The organism is Protofrankia sp. Cas8, assembly GCF_963555845.1.
Lineage (GTDB): Bacteria > Actinomycetota > Actinomycetes > Frankiales > Frankiaceae > Protofrankia.
The window spans coordinates 20,179-39,304 of the sequence record NZ_CAUVXI010000020.1 but is presented as its reverse complement, the minus strand read 5'-3'; the positions used below and the strand labels follow the sequence as shown (position 1 = coordinate 39,304).

Here is a 19,126-nt window from a genome sequence, read left to right as displayed (position 1 = left end):
GGTCCGGACGGTGCCGCACGTGCGGGAAGCGCGAGTGCGGCACCCGCAAGCGGCACAAGTACGGACAGTGCCGCCAACGACAGCGCCCGAAATCTCCTCGGTCCTGCCATCAAGCGATCGTCCACCGAGCGATCTGTCACTCTCGGTCTACGCATGTGACGTACCCCCAACCGGGCGAGCGGATCCATCCCTTGGACCGCGTCTGACGTCAAGGAGAGCCGGCCGACGTGTGAACCGGGTCAAAGCCTGATATGAGCGAGATTCGGAGGATCTTTCCATCCTGTGACGGCTCCGGCCCCGGTCCGCTGACGGGTCCGATGACCGGTCCGCTCGCCGTCCGTCGGCTGTCGGCGCCAGCCCCGGAGCAGGCAGAACCCGGACGTGGCGATCCGGGCAGAAGATCCAGAACAGGCTCTGAATCGTGCCGAACATGCACGGCGGTGCGGGTGGACGGAGAACCGGGAAACCCGTAGGTTTCCTTCGAACATCGATTCTGTCGTAGATTTCTTACATGATCGATCTGTCGGGTTTTTGACACATGATCAGGGGTGCAATATTCCGGGCAGCCATTGTAGATTCATGTTGATTTCATTCATCCGCCTATATGGGGGTAGTAATGATCCAGGACATCCTTGACGCAGTGGCCACCCCCGAAGAGGTCGTCCCGAACGCCATACACGACGAACTTTTCGCACGCCTGGACACCTCGATCAGCGACCTGTGGGCACAGGCCCGAAACAGTGCGTTCTGGCAGCACGTCACGGCGCACGGATTCGACCGTGAGCTGTACCGAATCATAATGATCCAGATCTACCACTACACCCGACATAATTCGATCAACCAGGCGGTCGCGGCCCTTCGCGCCGAGCCGGAACAGATCGGTCTGCTGCGCTTCGTCTACAGCCATGCCAGGGAGGAACTCGGCCACGAGAAGCTGATCCTGCACGATCTGCGCGCGATCGGCCTGATCGGCCTGGACGAACCCGTCGACGAAGCGCCGCTGCCGGCGACCGACGCACTCATCCAGTATCTCTACGGTGTCGTTCTGCGCGAAAGCCCGGTTTCCCGCCTGGGCTACTCCTACTGGGCCGAAACGGTGTACGACCACATCAGCCCGGTGCTGGTGAAGGCCCGGGAATCGCTCGGCCTGAGCGACCGCGACATGGCCTTCTTCGTGGCGCACTCGGAGATCGACTCCAAGCATGCGGCCGAGGTACAGCACGCGATCCGCCATGCGGTGACCTCCCGCGAGCAGGCTGATGCAGTACATCGCGTCGCGGTCACCACACTCTGGCTGACCACGTCCCTGATGGAGCAGTCCTACGCGGAATGGACACGCCGTCGCAGCAACGCATCGCCGCGGGAGTCCAGCCGTGCTCACTGATTCATCCAGATCACAGACATCACAGACATCACAGACGGATGGTGTTCTGCTGATCCGCGCCAGCTCCGACAGCGAGCTGCAACTCGCCCGCAATTTTCGGAACGAGGTCTTCCGCGATCGACGCAGCGTCGTGTTCAGCGATGGTCTGGAACACCACCGCGACGCGAACAGCTATGTCATGCTCCTGCTGCGCGACGGCGCCCCCGTTGCCACCGCACGTTCACAACCGTATCCGTCCGACAGTTCGGACATACTCGGGGTCTCGCCGAACCTGCCCGACTGGGGTTCGGACTCCGAGGTCGGCCGGATGGCCGCGGCACGCTCGCCCCAGTCCGTGCGCTATTCGCTCATGGTGCTTGCCTTAGGCTCGATGTGGCTGCTGGAGTACACCCACCACCGGCGTTACATCGCCTACTGCCTCCCGAAGATGCTGAAGATATTCCGTCTGATCGGTGCGGAGGATACCGGCGAAACCTGCGCCGTTCCGGGGCGCCCGGGCCGGCACAGTATTATTCTCGGCCGCTACGACGACTGCGCTCGCATCGGTATGAATCAGTTGGGGATGAGCCACGCCGAGGCCCGGGCGGCAATCCGTCCAGGCCTCGCCGGGCCGAACGACTGAAGCCGGCCAAATGGATCTTCGATCGCATCGACCAATATCCACCGGACAGGGCCTGAGGGAGCGAGTGGGTGTCAGCGACAGGAATCCCGGGTGGCGTACGTGCCGGTCGTATTTACGACACGTTGGCGCGGCGGCGCCCGCTCGTTCTGGTCTGCCTCGTCCTCGGCGTCCTCGCCGGCGCAGTCGGCACACTCAACATGCGGATGGACATGTCGTTCCGTCCGGTATTCACCGGCAATCAGCAGCAGTTGGCACAGACAGCGGCGTTTGAGAAGGATTTCGGCGACCTGGGATTCAACGACCTTGTCGCGATCGCGGACGTCGGTGATACCGGGGACCCGGGCACGCTGGCCCGGACCCACGAACTTGCGGACCGATTGCGCAACCTGCCGCACTTCGTCACGGTGCGGGAGCCGTTGACGTTCCCGTTCTTCGACGCCTCGGGCCGACTGCATCCGGCCGGCGTCGCCGCCGACCTGAGCAATGCGCACACACCTGCTGAGCAGCGAGCGGTCATCGAGCCGGTGCTGCATTCACCGTCAGCCCGGCGAATCATCTTCGGCGACGACAACCGGCAGGTCGCGGTCACCGTCGCGCTCGACATCGCCAACAGCGACTTCTCCCACTGGCGTGCCGCGGTGAAACAGTTCCGCGCCACGGTGCACGACTGGTCGCGGCAGACCGGTATCACGACCCGCATCACCGGCTATCCCGAGGTCGAACAGGTCTACGCCCACGAAGTGCTGTTCAGCGTGCTGCGCAGCATCGCGGTTCTGCTCGCGGTGATGCTGGTGATCCTGTTCGTCTATTTCCGCCGGCTCCGAGACGTCGTGACGTGCCTTGCCGGCGTCACCCTGTCGGTACCGCTGGTCCTCGGTGTCATGACGCTGCTCGGGCAACCCTTCTCCATCGTCAACAGCCAGGTCCTGACCCTGGTCCTGATCGTCGGCATCGCGGAGGCCCTGCACCACCAGCAGGAGTACCGCCGGCGGCGCGAGGCGGGACGGGATCACACCACGGCGAACCGCGAAGCATTCACGATCCTGGCCTGGCCTGCATTCATGACCGGCCTGGCGACCATGGTGGGATTCGGCGCGCTTCTCACGGCGGACATGAAGGCGATCTCGTCGTTCGGGCTGTCCACGGCACTTGGCGTAATGATCGTCTACGTCGCCAACTGGCTGACCGTGCCGTCGCTTATTCACGTGTTCTACCGCAACACTCCGCCGCAGGAGTTCCGCCAACACACCACGTCCTGGACGGTCGCAATGCTGCGCCGCGCCGACGGATTGCTGCAACGCCGCCCCGGCACAGTCGTCCTCGGCTTCGTGCTGGGCACCACAGCCCTGGGAATTGTCGGCGCATCCGGGCTGTCGATCGACCAGAAGGTCAATGAAGAGCTACCTGACAGTCATCCCGCGGTAGTCGCCCAATCCACCTACGAGCATCAGTTCGCGGGATTCCTCGGCCCGGTCCTGTGGGTCAGGCCACGGTCCGGCACGGTGCTCGGCACCGAGCGGCAGCTTGCCTCGCTGGTGAACCGGGTCTGCGCGATGCCCGAGGTGCGCTATGTGGCATCTCCGCTCGACCTGACGCCACAGCCGCCGGTCGCCGCTGGGCAAACCGACTCCGGCTGCGTCCGCCGGCCGGCCGATCTGTCCGGCGCGGTCGCGGCCCGCCAGGGCCAGGCAGGACCAGTCGTGCAGCGGCTCGCGGACACGCTGCTCACCTCGGCCGGCGACCAGGCCGCGATCATCGTGCGGGTGCCGGACATCGGCACAGCGAGGTCCCTGCCGTTCGCCGAACGGATTCGCGCCGCGGCCCGGGAAACCATGCCGGACGCCGACGTGGCGACAGTCGGCGAGTGGTGGCTGGCACAGCAGGGCATGCACAGCCTCTCGTTCGAGATGATGCTCTCGGCCATCACCGCGCTCGCGTTGATCCTGCCCATCATGTGGTTCGCCATCCGGGACGCAAAGCTGTTCCTCGCCGGCATCGTGCCGACCATCCTGCCGCTCTTCGCGACCCTGGGTTTCATGGGTCTGGCCCACATCACTGTGCGCATCGGCACCGCCATGATCCTGGCCATCGCGCTCGGCCTCGCGGCCGACGACACCATTCATCTGTCCGTGCGCATCCGGGACCGGGTCCGAACCGGGTCAGCCCCGACGAGCGCCGTGACCGCAACCATGCTGCGCACCGGCCGACCGGCGAGCTTCTCGTCCTACGTGCTCATCGGCGGTTTCGTCTCCATGATGGCCAGTTCGCTGATCGCCTTGCAGGAGATGGGCCTCGTCGCCGCCTTCACCATGTCGTTCGCACTCGCAACGGACCTGGTACTGGGCCCGGCGCTCTACCTGCTGCTCGTCCGCGGCCGGCCGCGCCGCCACGCCAGCGCGCCCGCCGCCGTCCCGAAACTCGTGAAGGTGGGAGCATGACAACGACGTCAGCCGTGACCGAGGCGGAGCAGGGCGGGATCACACTTCGCTCCGTGCTGATGGACACCGTCGGTGCGCACCCGGAGCGACCGGCAATTACCTACCGTTGCCCATCGGATGCGACGAAGCCGGGTCGCTGGCAGCGACGTGCCGACTGGCACACACTCACCTGGCACGAGTTCACGCACGTGGTTCTCGGCGTTGTCGACGGCATCGGCCAGGTCGTCGGACCGGCGGCTACGGTGGCGGTCCTCGCCGAAACCGACGCCCGCTATCCGGTGCTGGAGCTGGCGCTGGGGCTGTCCGGCCGCGCTGTGCAGCCGCTCTACGTGACCGCCACGGATGACGAACTGCGCCGCGCCGTGCGGATGACCGGTGCCGATGCCGTGGTGGTCGGTCGTTCCCAACGGGCGCGGGCATCCACCGCCGGGTTGGCGCTGCCCATCGTCGAGATGGACAGGATCGTTGCCCTGCCCGGTGTCGAGGGGACACCGCTTACCACCCTCGCAGCCGATGTCGAACCGTTCGACACTGCGTCGGTGCGTGGCCGGCTGGCGGCGCTACCGACCCGTCCGTCCGGGGAGACGCTGCTGTACCTGCAGAGCACCGGTACCACCGGCCCGGCCCGTGTCATCGACGTATCCGAACAGGCGATGATGTCCGCGGTGTCCGCGGTGCGCGACGAGACCACGCACCCGTTTCCCCGGTTCCTGTCGTTCCTGCCGACCGCGCACATCTCCGAACGGTTACTCACCCTGTATGTCTCGCTCATGCTGGCCGGCCACACCTGGTATGGCGACGGGCTGGTCACCCTCGGACCCGATCTCCTGGCCGCCCGTCCGAGCGTGCTGCTCGCACCACCACTTGTGTACGAGGCGATCCGGGGTGAGGCGTTGCGTTCCGCGTCGTCCAGTGCGCTCGGACGGCGGCTGGCCGCGTCGGTACGACACACTGCTGACCAGGCGCTGGCTGCTGGCCGTACCGGTGTGACCAGACGCCGTCCCGGCGCGTGGGTCTTCGGCCGCCGGATGCGCAGCCAGGCCGGCCTCGCGCAGGTCCGGGACGCATTTGCCGGCACCGCACCCATCCCCGCCGAGCTGCGTGCATGGTGGGAGGCGGTCGGCATCCCCGTGCGCAATGTCTACGGGCAGACTGAGGTGGCCGGAGCGACGTCGATCACCGCCCGATCCGGCGCGGCGTTCGACGTCGTCGGTGTCCCGGTCCATGGCGTTGAGGTCGCGATCGGCGACGGCGACGAGCTGCTCGTACGCAGCCCCTCGACGTTCACCCGGTACGTCGGCGAGGATGCGGTCACCGCCCGCACAGTCCAGGACGGCTGGCTACACACCGGCGACCGTGCCCTCATCCGGGACAACGGCGAGATCGTCCTACTGGGGCGGGTGCAGTCCCTGGTGAAGGCCCCGAATGGCACGGTGGTGGACACGAGCGCCCTCATCGCGCAGATCGCCGCCGCGCTGGGCCCCGCTGACATCGTGTTGTTCCCCGCCGCACCCGAAGCCGGAGTGTTTCTGTATGTGGCCGTGCACCCGGCAGGCACGCCGGAGCACATGCTGCGCGAGGCCGGACGGCTGGAACCGGTCGGCAGGGACGACCCACGGTGGGCGCATCTTGCCGCACTCGTGGTAAGCGGGGACCCGCATGGCGTGGTCCGCCGCTACGGACTGTTCGACGGAGCGTTCACCCTGGCCACCGGCGAGGTAGGACCCACCGGCAAGCCACGTGGCTGGCGCGTTCACGAGCTGCGCTCCAGCCACCTGCGCGAGCGATACTCGCCGCTGGGGTCCGACGTTTCGCCACTACCCGTTCCGGCCACCTCCACCGACGACGCCACCGCCACCGCCGGCTCCACCGAAACCACCGCCACCGAAACCACCGCCCCCGATGCCGCGCAAGGTAGTGTTACTCGTGGGTAGCGGGGCATTGAGATCTGCCAGAACGACCTGGTCCCCCTCGGACAGGCCGGATGTCACCTGGGTGAAGGTCATACCCACCGCGCCCACCTCAACCGCCAGACTGGTCAGCTTGGTGTCTCGCAGCACGGACACGACATGACGGTTACCGAGGGTACGAACGGCTGACGTGGGCACGGCCAGCGCGTGCGCGGCACTGGAGACGACGATGGACACAGCCGCCCCGGAGCCGGCAAACAGCGCTCCACCGCCGCCGTTGAGGCCGATGGTCACCGGATAGGCCACCCCGCTCGACGATCCGGACGATGCCGTCCCGGTGGATGCCGTCCCGGTGGATGTCGTGGACGCTGCCGGAAGCAGGCCGATTGCCACGACGGTGCCCGCCGTCGGCGAGTCGGTACCGTTCGGGGTCACGGTGACCTTCGCACCAACCTTCACCGCGGCGACGTTGCTGTCGCTGACCGTCGTCATAACCTCCATGGAACCCGGATTCACCACGACAATCGCTGCTGTGCTCGACCCTGCGGTCACGGACTGACCGGACGTGACATTGACGGCGGCCACGAGACCGCTGATCGGGCTGATGAGCCGCGCCTGGTCCAGGCTCTGCTGGGCCACTGGAACCATGGCGTTGGCAGCGTCGACCGAAGCCTGGTCGGCAGCGATCTGGGCCGCCGAAGCAGGTGCCCGGGAGGTACCTGACGCTGTCGTGGAGCCACCCGCAGCCCTACCTCCCGCTGCCGTACCACCCGCTGACGTACGACCCGCTGACGTGCCGCCGTGGGTGGTCCCGCCGCCGGAATTACCGGAATTACCGGTGCTACTGCCGGCGTGCTGCTCGGCCCCGGCCCCGGCCCCGGTTCCCGTTCCGGTACCGGACGGGCTTGGCGACGGTTGGCCCGGGCCCGTGCCCGCTTGCTGCCCCGGAGACTGGGCCAGTAGCTGCGCGACCGCGGCATCGAGGGCCGCCTCATCCGCGGCTACGGCGCGTAGATCATTGTTGAGGGTCTCCTGCTCGGCGAGGACATTCTTGAGCAACGCCGAGCAGTCCGTACCGTCGGGCGCCGTTCCGCCGGTCGAGGCCGGGTCCTGCGCCTGTGTCTGCGTCGTCTGCGTCGTCTGCGTCGTCTGCGTCTGGGTGGCGCTCGGAGCCCGAGCGAGGCTGTTCAGAAACGCCCGACAGACCACCTGCTCATGCGCCAGATCGGCCTGGGTCTGGTACAGGACCGTGTCGGCGGCATGCTGGTCAGCCAGCAGCTGCTGCTGACGTTGCTTGACAACGTCCGCCGCCGCGACACCCTGCCCAGCAGGTCCGCCACCGGACGCACCGACCCACGGTTCGCCGGACACGATCAGCTCCACCGCGACATGACTCGGGCTCGGCGTGCCCGCCTGGCGCGACCTGACAAATGCCGCGCCGCCCACCACGCCGGAACCACTGCCGGTTGACAGAGACGTCGAGGTCGAGGCCGAGGCCGAGGCCGTACCGCCGGTCTGGCTGGCCTGGTCCGCCGCGAGTTTCGCCTGCGCCGACGTGAGCGTCGCACGGGCATTGTCCAGGGACGAGGCAAGAGATGACGTGTCGAGCTCGGCCAGGACGTCACCGGTCGTCACATGCTGGCCGACAGCCACGGGAACCTGCGCCACCCGCCCGGAAACGGGAAAGCTCACCGACGCCTGGCTCACAGGCGTCACACTGCCGATGGAATTCAACGTCGCCTCGACGGTGCGGCGGCTGACCACGGTGGTCCGGTAGGACGGCCCGCCAGCGGCTGTGGCGACAAGGACACCCCCGCCGGCCCCTCCCAGGACAGCGATGGTGACGGCCACCGTCACCCAGCGGCGGACCCGGTGTCGCCGGGCCCGAGACGTCCGGTCAGCCATTGGCGGACCCCTCGGCGTTGGTCGACCGGCGGAAACCGCTGGTACATCCGTCGGGCCCCGCCTGCCGGATGCTGATCGACGTCGCTGTCACCGCCCCGGTGCTGTCGGCCGGACCCACCGCGGTGACGCACTCGCCGACCTTCAACACCGCGGACGACGCCGGGACGGTCTGGTCGTAGCCGGTCGAGGCGCTCGTCGTGACCGTTCTCGTCGTGGCCGGGCTGTTCCCGCGGGCGATCGTCGCCACCACGAAAGTCGTGTCGGACTTCGAGGTGACCGTGCCGATGACGGCGCCGAAGCGACCCTGTCCACCGGCGCCCGGCGTGCGCTGCGGCCGGGGGCTGCCCGAGGGATTCGGGACGCCCGAGGGGCGTGCACCGCCGCCGAAACCACCGCGGAACGCGCCGTTGGCGGTGCACCCACCCGCATCCGGCTTACTGATCATAATGTTCTGCGCGGCGATCGGGCCGTCGGTGGCAGCTGGTTGCGACGCTCCTGTTCCCGCACCCGTGGTCACCACGACGCAGTCGCCGACCACCAGGCTGGCGGCGGTCGTCTGTTCGGTCTGGGTGAAAGCGGTGGAACTGTTGAAGTTGACGGTGACCTGGCCTACCGACGGATTCTGGACCTGGATCGCCGTGTCGGTCACCGCCGCGGCCGTCCCTGTGACGCCCGGCGGGCCGGACGGCGTGGAACTCGTCCCCGGGTCCTGCGTCGGCCCGCCCGCAGTGGTGGTAGCGCCCGAGCCCCCACCGCACGCAGCCAGGACGACTGCGGCCACGGCGACGACAGCCGCCAGCGACAGCAGGCTCAGCTGCCGTCCCCCGACAGCTAAGGGTCGAGCTGCGGACCGGACCGGACGGGCTGCGACGCCCGCTCGCATGGGCATGTCCTGCGCAGGCATGGAGCTCTCGGACACGGTGCGCTCGGACACACACGGCTCGGACACATACGGCTCGGACACGGTGGGCTCGTTTTCCTGATCGTGGCCCTGGATGCAGGGCTGGGCCGGAGACCGAAGGATCATCATTCGCTGCGCAGCGCGTCGATGGGGGCCAGCCGGGCGGCTCGGCTGGCGGGGTAGACACCGAACCCGACTCCGATCCCCACCGCGACGATGATCGCGCCAAAGATTGCCGGAAGTGATATGTCGATGCGTTGGGAGATCACGTGTGGGAGCACCGCGGCCCCCACCAACCCGAGCGCGGCACCGGCCAGGCCGCCGGTCAGACCGAGGACAGACGCCTCCACCAGGAACTGACGTCTGATCACCCGAGGTGGCGCCCCGAGCGCCTTGCGCAGGCCGATCTCCCGAATGCGTTCCGTGACGGAAACGAGCATGATGTTCATGACGCCGATGCCGCCGACGAGCAGCGAGATCGCGGCGATACCGCCTAGCAGCACGGTGAGGGTGCGGTCCACCGAGGTGGCGGCGGACAGGATGGACTGCTGGCTGGCTATGGTGAAGTCGGCACCGGTGGGCGTGGCGATGTGGTGCAGGGCGAGCAGTTCGCTACTTGCTTCCTGGTAGGCGGCGGACAGCGTCTTCGACGACGACGCCTCCAGATAGATGCTCTGCACGGAGGTACGCGTCGTACCCCCGAACAGACGGTTGGCCGCAGTGCTGATCGGGAGCACGGCCTGATCGTCCTCGTTGGCCGTGGCGGAGGACCCAACGGCGGTGAGAGTACCCACCACCTGCATTGGAACCGCGGACACCGTTACGGTCGCGCCGATCGGGCTGCGGCCACCGAACAGCTGCTCGGCCGTGGTGGCCGCGAGCACGACGACCGCGGCATGGCTGGTCACGTCCTGGCTGGTGATGAACCGACCAGCGTCGATCTTGCGCGCCCGGACCGACAACCAGTCAGGTGTCGTTCCGACGACAGTGGTGGTCCAGTTCGACGTCCCGGCCGTCAGCGACAGACTGCGCTGGCTGGCCGGCGCGACCGCGGCGATGTCCGGGGCGACGTCCTTGGATGCGAGGGCCTCGGCGTCCTGCACGGTCAGCGTCGAGGCCGAACCGAAGCCGCCGCGGACGCCGGTACTGCTGGTGGTGCTACCCGGCGAGACGACGAGCAGGTTGCTGCCCAAAGAGTTGATCTGGTCACGGACCTGACCCTGGGCACCCTCACCGAGTCCGACGGTGAGGATGACGGCGGCAATGCCGATGAGGATGCCGAGCACGGTCAGGGCCGAACGCGAACGGTGCGTACGCACCGCATCCAGGCCGATTCGCAGTGTCTCCGCCCAGCTCACCTGCGCACCTCCCAGGCGAGCGGGGTCGAACCGGCGGTGTCCCCGCTCCCGAACCCGGTGTCCGCTCGGGGTCCGGTCGTCGCTCGGGGTCCCGGCCCCGTGTCATCCTGGATGTCACCGTCGCGGATCCGTACCACCCGGCCGGCGGTAGCGGCGACGTCGGGTTCGTGGGTGATGAGCACGATCGTGCGACCGGCGGCGTGCAGGTCGCTCAGCAGACTGAGCACATCCCCCGTGGACACACTGTCGAGGTTGCCGGTCGGTTCGTCGGCAAGGATCAGCGCCGGGTCGGTGACCAGCGCACGGGCGATGGCGACCCGTTGCTGCTGCCCGCCGGACAGCTCGTTGGGACGGTGGGTCGTCCTGTCCACCAGACCGACCTTCGCCAACGCGTCGATCGCCCGGTCGCGGCGCTCCGCCCGACCCGTCCCGGCATAGCACAACGGCAGTTCCACGTTGCGCCATGCCGACAGCGACGGAAGCAGGTTGAACTGCTGAAAGACGAAGCCGATCCGCCGGTTACGGATCTCGGCAAGATCATCCTCGGACATCCGACTGACATCCTCGCCGGCAAGGTGGTAGCTGCCGGCGGTGGGCACGTCGAGGCACCCGAGGATGTGCATCAAGGTCGACTTTCCCGACCCCGACGGACCCATGATTGCAATGAATTCACCTTCAGCGATGCGCAGGTTCACACCCCGTAATGCCTCAACATCGAGAGCGCCGGTGCGGTAGGTCTTGCGAACACCATCCAGTTGGATGACAGGCTGGCGTCCGGCGGGCTGCTGGCTCACAGGCGACTCGGTCCGGGCCATGGCTCAGCCCACCCCGCCACCGCGTGCGCCGCCGCCGCCGAAGCCGCCACCGCCAAAGCCACCACCGGTGCCGCCGGTCGGAGTCCCCGTCCCGCCGCGCACCCGTCCCGTCGGAGCCGAGTCCGGTAGCACCACCATGTCCCCGGCGCCCAGCCCGTCGGTGATCTGTGTGACTCCGCCTGAGCTCACGCCCACGGTGACCGCCCGGGGCGTCTGCTTGCTCCCGGTCAGCTCGTACACCTGTGCCTGGGATCCGGTGTAGTGCAGCGCCGCGGTCGGTACGGTCAGGACGTCGGTCAGCTGCCGGACGATGATCTGCACCTGGGCGCTCGCTCCGAGGTGCAACCCGGCCGGGGTCCCGGTGACGTCAATGATGACCGGGTAGGTCGCCACCCCCGAGCTCTGGGTCGGTAGCAGTCCGACCGTGGCCACCGTCCCGAATACCGTGGTGGTGGCGCCGTTCGGCGTGATGACCGACTGGTTACCACTCTTGATCTGGCCGATCTGAGTGTCGTCGACAGTTGTGGTGATCTTGTAACCATCGGAACCGACCACCACTACCTGAGCGGACGACGCCGACGTCGATGTGGTCGAGGCCGAGCCCGACGTCGACCCGCCGCTTCCGCCGCCCCCGCCGCTTCCGCCGCCGGACGCGGTAGTGCCACCACCGGAGACCTGTTGGCCGACCGTCAGGTTGACGGCCGCGACAGTACCGGCGATCGGCGATGTCAGGATCGCCTGTGCCAGCGACCGTTGCGCCGCGCCCAGCCCGTCCTGTGCGGCCGTGATCGTCTGGTTGTCCGCGTTCAGCTGGGCGTCCGACGCCCCGGCGGTCTGGTCCGCGGACAGGCGGGACTGACTGGTGGCCACACTGGCCTGGGCCTGCGCGACCGATGCCGCCAGGGCGGCCGAGTCGACGGTGGCTAGCGCCTGCCCCGCCGTAACCTGCTGACCGACCGTGACCGAAACTGCGGTGACCTTACCTGATACGCCAAAGGTCAGGTCCGCCTCGTGGGCGGCCTGGATGACACCGGTAGCCGAAACCGCCTGTCGGATCGTCCCGAAGCTAGCCGCCACCTGACGTGGACTACTAGCGGTGGCCGACGGCCAGACAGCCACACCGACCGCAATCGAACCTGCGACGATGACGACGGCAACCACCGCCCCCAAGGCAAGCGTTTTGCGTCCGATCTGCGGGCGCGCGCGCCGTACGTGCATCCACTCCTCCGAAAGCCCCGGCGGGTGAGGCGACCCGCCTACGCGTGTCGGGATGGGCACGCCTTGGCGCCGATCTCGATCACTGTCCCTCAGCTTCGCGGAGGAGTCTTGGTATTTGCTGAGAAAATCCGGTGGAACTCCTGACCAACGGCTTTCCGCTGTCCATCGTGGGCGGATCCGCACACGCCATTGGGAGTCAGTTTGGTCTGCGTTTCGCTTGGTAGCGCTTTCGGCACGGATGTCGCGCGCCCGGCAGCCCTATCGGGGGACCACCCCGCAGGCACCCGAACCCCGCCGGATTCGCGTCACCGCGCTCACGCGTCGTGCGGCGCCACGACCGCACGGTCCACCGTCACGATCGGCGGGTGCGAGCTGTTCGGCCGCTATGAGCCGTTCGCGAAGCCGTCGGGCGCTTCCCCGGGCCCTTTCCCACTACACGCGAATGCGGAGCCGCGTCCACAGAAGTCGTGAGCACGGGCGGCGCCTGGCTGTGGGGTGCGTCAACGTACGGTGCGTCAACGTACGGTGTGTCACCGTCCGATGCATTGCCATGCGGTTCATGGCCGTCCGGTCCGCCGCCGGGCCCGAACGTCCCCGGCGGGTACACCGGCTCCTGAAACAGCGGCAGACCAGCTCCCGCTGGACGCTGCCACGTCCTGGACTCGATAGCGGGCTGTGGTGACGAAAAAAGCGACCGTGATGCCATAGGCGTACTCCATCTCATCCGAATCTCATGCCGGTCAAAAGTGGAACGGCTTTAAGAGCGCCCGGCGTACAGGCACCACTCGCGCAGCCATCTCCGCAGCGAGAACGCCAAGAACAACCTGCCAGCAGGACAGAGACTTCTAGTTTTCTATCCGTAACCGCCCGGCACGGGCCTGCGCCCGTCACCTTCGACGACGACTCTGCACTCGCGCAGCTCTGCGCTAGCGTGACTCCCAGCCTAGCCCAACTTCGACCCAATGTAAGCTTCTACGGGTAAGCTCGTACGGGCGCAACCCTGCGTCACCGCCGAGTACTCTACGAACCCTACCAGACCCGGCGCGGAGAGGCACCTTTGTCCGAAGGTGATCGGGTGCGACACCCACACCGATCGGGCCCGCAACCGGATCCGACATCGGGCGGATGTGACAATAAATGTGCTACACGGGGACGTACTTGACATACGAGGCGATCAAGGCGTACTTTTCGGGCACGGAGAGGATACCGATCAACATCATCACGACGGCTCCGGGACGTCGACTGCTGCCCGATGGAGCCAGCTGCCGCCCAGCGCACTAGCGTTTCCCGCCGGACAGTTCCTTCGCTGACAAAGGATCATCCCTGGCCGTGGCTGTACGTGTGTGTAGCTTGTGTGGCCACCAGAAGTGCCATCCTCGCAGTGCTGCCAGAGTGGGCACGATTCTGGTGGCTAGGACGTTTGCGGCCAACAGCACGCCCAGGGCGACGGCCAAACCGATTTCCTCCAGCAGCTGAATCCCGGTCAGGAGCAACGAGGCGAATGTGCCGGCCAGGACGAGAGCGGCGGCCGACACGGCGGGTGCCCCGTGCTCGATGGCGAGGCGGGCTGCGCTCCTGGGTTCTTCACCTGCATTGAATTCTTCCCGCAGGCGCGATGCAATCAATATATTGTAATCGGTTCCGATCGCCATCACAAACAGGTAGACGATGATCGGTATCGTGAAGTCGAGCCCAGTGAAACCGAACCCGTCCAGGAAGACGAGCACAATGGTCCCGAGCGTCGCCGCATAGGTGATGATGACGCCGGCAAGGAGATAGATCGGGGCCACGATCGTCCGGAGCAGAAGAGCGAGAATGATCGCTACCGCTACCAGCGCCAGTGGAAAGACATGCTTCATGTCGTTACGCAGCGCGGCACGGACATCGACCAGCTGTGACGTCGTCCCGCCCACCAGCACCGTCGCGCCGGGGATCGACCCGTTCGCCGTGGTCCGGACCGGACCCGCCACGTTGTCGATGGCGGAGATCGAGTACGGATCGTCCGTCAGGAGCACCTGAATCATCGCAGCCCCGCCGTTCGGGGTGTACTGGGGCGGCACGACGGTCGCGACGCCGGTGGTCCTTGCCAGCGCTGCTGAAAGGGCGTTCACCTCGGTATGGGCAGGCGGCGCCGGCGAGGTCACAAAGACCTGGGTTGGTCCAAGATACCCAGCTGGAAATGCCGCCGCCATGGTGTCGTACGCCTGCTGGGAGGGCGTGTTGGACGGCAGCTCAGCCAGCTGGTTGTAGGTGGTTTTGTAGCCAAGCGTCCCGAACGCCAGCGCAATGAGCGCCCCACCACTGACTCCGAGGACCACAGCCGGATGCCTGGCCACCCGCCCACCGATCCGCTCTGAACGGGTGCGGTGTCCCTCATCCGCCGGCTTCGGATACGCGGGCCAGAACAGGTGAAGCCCGAGGATGCTCATGATGGCCGGCACCAGGGTCAGTGCTGCCAACAGCATCAGCGCGACCCCCACGATGAGGCCGGGTGCCAGCGTTCGGAGCGACTCCAGGCTGGCGACCAGTAGTGCGGCGAACGCGGCCATCACGGTGGCCGCCGCCGATGTGATGACCTCACCGACCCGGACCACCGAATAGCGGAGGCTGGCGAGCGCGCCGTCACCCTTGGAAACACGCTCCCGATGACGGAACAGGAGGAAAACGATGTAGTCCGTACCGACTCCGAACATCACCACCAACAACAACGGTGCGAGCTCGGGCCCCACCACGAAGCCGAGCCAATCCGCCAGGTCCGCGGTGACGGCCTCCGCCATCTGATGGACGATACCGATGATCGCTATCGGTAGAACCGCGATAATCGGGCTGCGGAACACGAATCCGAGCAGTAGGAGAATCAGAACCACGGTTGCGACGGTGATGATTTTCTCGGCATTCCGAAAAGCATTCGTACTGTCGACACTGATCGCTGCATTGCCGGTGAGGCCACCCTGTAGCCCCAATCCGGCGAGGAAGTCCGTTGTACGATCCCGCACGTCGGGGACGGCCGCGTTCGGGCCCTGGTCGCCGGGCTGGCCGGCGAAGACGACCTGGACGAGTTGGACCTTCCCGTCCCCGGAAAGGTGGGACGCCGAGGTCGTGACCGAGGTCACCGCAGGGATATGAGCCCCGCTGAGGGACGCGGCAAGTGCCGAGATCTTCTGCTGGTCGGACGTGGTGAGCACGCCGCTGTCGGTGCGATTCACCACGATGAGCCCGCTTGCGCCGGCCACCGCAGGAAAGTTCTCCTGAGCCACGTTCTCCGCCTGGACGGACTGGTAGGAGCCGGGCAGAAACGACGAGTTGTTGTTGGATGTGAACCTGGTCAGACTCGGCGACGGAATTATGATGAAGGCGGCAACCGCGACCCACGCCACTATGATACGCCACGGATGGGCGACGACGGCCCCGCCGAGTCTGTCGAACACCATTCCTCCAGGCGTTGGGCGCGACGACAGGCCGTCCGAATTGTTGATATCCGCCTCTGGCGCTGGAAAAACAGCACCGCGGCCCCGCAGTGCTGATCGAATACATCATGTTCGCACCGCACGAGCGGCTTTTCCACATCACCCGACAGCGCTCTGCCGCGTCACCCTCACCCTGACACAACGCCGACCTCGCCGCCATCGAGGAAAATGGATCAAGCCCGCTGGATGATCGCAGCGGCGGCCCAGGCCGAGGGCGCGCCGACGGATCTCGCCCCGGTCACCCCCGGCCCCCACGCGTGACGACAGCGGGCGGAGCGAGGTGCGCTGGGCCCCCGACACACCCGGAACATCAGCCGTGGGACGCATGTCACATTCCGGACAGCCTCGTGACCGCGCACTATGCACATAGTGATTCTGTTACCACAGGGACGGCGGACACCGCTGGAGGGTGAGGAATCTGTGGACATCGGGGGACGCAGTGGCGCCGGGGTTGCCCTGCTTTCGAAGGGAACCGGGCTCACCCACATCACGGTCGGTCTGGGTTGGGATCCGGATCTCACCGGATCGACCGAGTTCGATCTGGACGCCAGCGCTATCGCACTGACCGCGGACGGCCGGGCACCGTCACGGGACTTCTTCGTGTATTTCAACAACCTGTCAAGCCCACTGAGTGAAATCGTCCACCGGGGCGACAACCTGACCGGCGAGGCTGACGGCGACGGATCCGGCGAAAGCACCGACGACGAGCAGATCGACATCCGTCTCGACCGGCTGTCCCGCAGTATCACCCGGATCGTCTTCCCCGTGAGCATCTACCACGCCGAAGACCGGCAACAGAACTTCGGCAATGTCCGCAACGCCTACATCCGCGTCCTCGAGACGGACAGTGGCACCCAGGTCGCCCGCTATGACCTGACGACCCAGGCTGCCACCGAGACCGCGATGCTGTTCGGAGAAGTCGTCCGTGACGGCGCCGGCTGGACGTTCCACGCACTCGGCGAAGGCCGGGTCACCGGTCTGACAGGCATCGCGCGCGAATACGGCCTCGACGTCTGACCGGCTGGCCCGCAGCGGCGGGTAGGGCGCGGATCGGTCACGGTAGGCCGATCGGGCCGCATCCCTCCCCCGCCTCGCGATCTACGCACCCCAGCCCCACTCCTTGATCCACGCCCTAGTGTCGGGCGCTCTGAAACCGTTCAGGATGCCAAGATGTCCGCATGACGCAACCCTCGCAAGATTCGATCATCGATCTGCCGATCTCCACCACATTCGATCTTCCCGGCTTTACCGTCGAGCGGACCCTGGGCCTGTGCTGGGGCCTGATCGTCCGCAGCGTCGGTGCGATCAAGGGCATCTCCGGCGGGTTACGGGCGCTTCGCGCCGGCGAAGTACCGCAGTACACCGAGGTCGTGGACGCGGCACGCCGCACCGCGCTGGAGCGGTTGGTCGCACATACGCGTGAACTGGGTGGCAACGCCGTTCTCGGCGTCCGCTTCGACTCCTCCGATGTCGGCAACGGCCTGGCGGAGATCGTCGCCTATGGCACCGCCGCAGTCGTACGACCAAACTGACACCATGTATTCAGATCGGACAGGCGCTGGGCTGCCACGAGAGCACCCTCGACCGAGCTGGGGGCAGTATCGGACCTAATCCTTGGCACCCGTCGGTGGCGGGGCCCGTCGGTGGTGAGCCCCTCGATCGTGGCGCCCCCGATCAGGCCGTTAGGCTGCTCGGGACCTCCGGGCGTGCAGGAGAAATCATGATCACACATCCGTTGGCCCATGTACATGCGGTACCGGGGGTGGGTCGCGCTGCCGACCTGACCGAATACCTGACCGAGCCGGACTGAGATGACGGGACGTGTGGTGGACGGGTCGCCGGGTATCACTCGCACGGACGCCACGACACCCGGTGCCGCGGATCTCGTCCCAAATCGGAGCATGCCTGTGCAGACATATGACGAGGCCCGAGTGCCGCGCGCATTGCGCCTGGCAATTATTGCCTTGTTGTGGATTGCCGTTGTTGCCGCCTGTAGCGAGGGAAGCACACCGGCCGGACCACCAGCGTCGACACCGACGAAGGCTCCGGGAACGGCGGCGGACGGCCCAGCACCGCAGACAGCGCCGACCGGGGGAACCAGCGCCCCGACGGGGGCGAATGTGTATGCCTTTGACGGGGCAAATCAGCTCAGCCCGGCCGTTCGGGGCGCGAAACCGCTGATCTATGTCCCGAACAGCGACAGCAACACCGTCGACGTCATCGACCCGGCGACCTTCAAGGTGACCAATAGTTTTGTGGTCGGCCGTAATCCACAGCATGTCGTACCGTCCTGGGACCTGTCGACATTGTACGTGACCAACGACCTGGGGAACAGCCTCACCCCGATCGACCCAGCCACCGGAACGGTCAAAGGACCAAATATTGCGGTCGCGGACCCGTACAACATGTACTTCACCCCGGACGGCAGGTATGCGATTGTCGTCGCCGAAGCGCTTCGACGGCTGGACTTCTACGACCCGCACACCTGGCAGCCGCGGATGCGTCTACCGGTCGACTGTGCCGGCGTCGACCACATCGACTTCGCCGCAGACAACTCGTTCCTGGTTGCCACCTGCGAATTTTCCGGCAAGCTGGTCAAAGTCGACCTGCGGACGCTCTCGGTCGTAGGCTACCTGACCGTCGGCGGCATGCCACAGGATATCAAGCTTGATCCCCGAGGTGAGGTACTCTACGTCGCGGACATGATGTCGAACGGTCTTCACCTCGTCGACCCGATACGGTTCCAGAAAATCGGTTTTCTGCCGACCGGCCAGGGCGCACACGGGTTGTACCCGAGTCGGGACGCGACCGTGATGTACGTGTCGAACCGCGGCGAAGGCTCTATCTCCCTCGTCGACTTCGCGACCCGTCAGGTCCGGCAGAAATGGCAGATCCCCGGCGGCGGAAGCCCGGATATGGGTGGGGTATCCGCGGACGGGTCGGTGTTGTGGCTGAGCGGACGCTACAACAGCGAGGTCTACGCGATTTCGACCAGGGACGGGAGCCTAATGGCACGGATCAAGGTTGGTCCGGGGCCGCATGGTGCCTGTGTCTGGCCTCAACCGGGCCGTTACTCGCTCGGTCACACCGGCATCCTGCGCTGAGCTG

General features: G+C 66.6%; 13 protein-coding genes. 7 read left to right on the top strand and 6 right to left on the bottom strand.

What is annotated here, in order from left to right:
* Positions 1-616: 616 nt before the first annotated feature.
* From U9977_RS05645 to U9977_RS05630, 4 genes are all read left to right on the top strand, one after another.
* On the top strand, positions 617-1,384 hold the full coding sequence (locus U9977_RS05645; protein ID WP_322748102.1) for an iron-containing redox enzyme family protein: 768 nt from the start codon (positions 617-619) through the stop codon (positions 1,382-1,384).
* Positions 1,374-2,006 carry a hypothetical protein gene (locus tag U9977_RS05640; protein ID WP_322748101.1) on the top strand — a complete coding sequence of 211 codons (633 nt, stop codon included), beginning with the start codon at positions 1,374-1,376 and terminating at the stop codon, positions 2,004-2,006. Before U9977_RS05645 ends, U9977_RS05640 begins: the two co-directional genes overlap by 11 nt.
* Positions 2,007-2,074: 68 nt before the next feature.
* Positions 2,075-4,444, top strand: coding sequence for an efflux RND transporter permease subunit (locus tag U9977_RS05635; RefSeq protein WP_322748100.1), 2,370 nt, complete (start codon positions 2,075-2,077; stop codon positions 4,442-4,444).
* On the top strand, positions 4,441-6,378 hold the full coding sequence (locus U9977_RS05630; RefSeq protein ID WP_322748099.1) for an AMP-binding protein: 1,938 nt from the start codon (positions 4,441-4,443) through the stop codon (positions 6,376-6,378). Before U9977_RS05635 ends, U9977_RS05630 begins: the two co-directional genes overlap by 4 nt.
* Here the strand turns inward: U9977_RS05630 and U9977_RS05625 are convergent.
* From U9977_RS05625 to U9977_RS05600, 6 genes are all read right to left on the bottom strand, one after another.
* On the bottom strand, positions 6,262-8,259 hold the full coding sequence (locus U9977_RS05625) for a biotin/lipoyl-binding protein (protein ID WP_322748098.1): 1,998 nt from the start codon (positions 8,257-8,259) through the stop codon (positions 6,262-6,264). The genes U9977_RS05630 and U9977_RS05625 overlap by 117 nt on opposite strands.
* Entirely contained in the window at positions 8,252-9,223 is a 972-nt protein-coding gene (locus U9977_RS05620) for a DUF5666 domain-containing protein (RefSeq protein ID WP_322748097.1), read from the bottom strand. Before U9977_RS05620 ends, U9977_RS05625 begins: the two co-directional genes overlap by 8 nt.
* Before the next feature lie 62 nt (positions 9,224-9,285).
* Positions 9,286-10,518: an ABC transporter permease gene (locus tag U9977_RS05615; protein WP_322748096.1), complete on the bottom strand. Its 1,233-nt coding sequence runs from the start codon at positions 10,516-10,518 to the stop codon at positions 9,286-9,288.
* Positions 10,515-11,333 carry an ABC transporter ATP-binding protein gene (locus U9977_RS05610; protein ID WP_322748095.1) on the bottom strand — a complete coding sequence of 273 codons (819 nt, stop codon included), beginning with the start codon at positions 11,331-11,333 and terminating at the stop codon, positions 10,515-10,517. Before U9977_RS05610 ends, U9977_RS05615 begins: the two co-directional genes overlap by 4 nt.
* Before the next feature lie 3 nt (positions 11,334-11,336).
* Positions 11,337-12,551, bottom strand: coding sequence for an efflux RND transporter periplasmic adaptor subunit (locus U9977_RS05605; RefSeq protein WP_322748094.1), 1,215 nt, complete (start codon positions 12,549-12,551; stop codon positions 11,337-11,339).
* A gap of 1,277 nt (positions 12,552-13,828) precedes the next feature.
* Entirely contained in the window at positions 13,829-15,982 is a 2,154-nt protein-coding gene (locus U9977_RS05600) for an MMPL family transporter (RefSeq protein ID WP_416210480.1), read from the bottom strand.
* A 456-nt stretch (positions 15,983-16,438) separates the two neighbouring features.
* On the opposite strand from U9977_RS05600, the gene U9977_RS05595 reads away from it, so the two are divergent.
* The 3 genes from U9977_RS05595 to U9977_RS05585 all read left to right on the top strand — a co-directional run bounded on the left by U9977_RS05595 (position 16,439) and on the right by U9977_RS05585 (position 19,122).
* On the top strand, positions 16,439-17,035 hold the full coding sequence (locus U9977_RS05595; protein WP_322748092.1) for a TerD family protein: 597 nt from the start codon (positions 16,439-16,441) through the stop codon (positions 17,033-17,035).
* A 161-nt stretch (positions 17,036-17,196) separates the two neighbouring features.
* Positions 17,197-17,550, top strand: coding sequence for a YbjQ family protein (locus U9977_RS05590; protein WP_322748091.1), 354 nt, complete (start codon positions 17,197-17,199; stop codon positions 17,548-17,550).
* Between the two features lie 369 nt (positions 17,551-17,919).
* On the top strand, positions 17,920-19,122 hold the full coding sequence (locus U9977_RS05585; RefSeq protein WP_322748090.1) for a hypothetical protein: 1,203 nt from the start codon (positions 17,920-17,922) through the stop codon (positions 19,120-19,122).
* Positions 19,123-19,126 lie beyond the last annotated feature (4 nt).

Bases quoted from the DNA above. Each gene is read 5' to 3' on its own strand.
- U9977_RS05645 (WP_322748102.1), top strand. From the start codon at position 617: ATGATCCAGGACATCCTTGACGCAGTGGCCACCCCCGAAGAGGTCGTC.
- U9977_RS05630 (WP_322748099.1), top strand. From the start codon at position 4,441: ATGACAACGACGTCAGCCGTGACCGAGGCGGAGCAGGGCGGGATCACA.
- U9977_RS05625 (WP_322748098.1), bottom strand. From the start codon at position 8,259: ATGGCTGACCGGACGTCTCGGGCCCGGCGACACCGGGTCCGCCGCTGG.
- U9977_RS05610 (WP_322748095.1), bottom strand. From the start codon at position 11,333: ATGGCCCGGACCGAGTCGCCTGTGAGCCAGCAGCCCGCCGGACGCCAG.
- U9977_RS05605 (WP_322748094.1), bottom strand. From the start codon at position 12,551: ATGCACGTACGGCGCGCGCGCCCGCAGATCGGACGCAAAACGCTTGCC.
- U9977_RS05600 (WP_416210480.1), bottom strand. From the start codon at position 15,982: ATGGTGTTCGACAGACTCGGCGGGGCCGTCGTCGCCCATCCGTGGCGT.
- U9977_RS05590 (WP_322748091.1), top strand. From the start codon at position 17,197: ATGACGCAACCCTCGCAAGATTCGATCATCGATCTGCCGATCTCCACC.
- U9977_RS05585 (WP_322748090.1), top strand. From the start codon at position 17,920: ATGCCTGTGCAGACATATGACGAGGCCCGAGTGCCGCGCGCATTGCGC.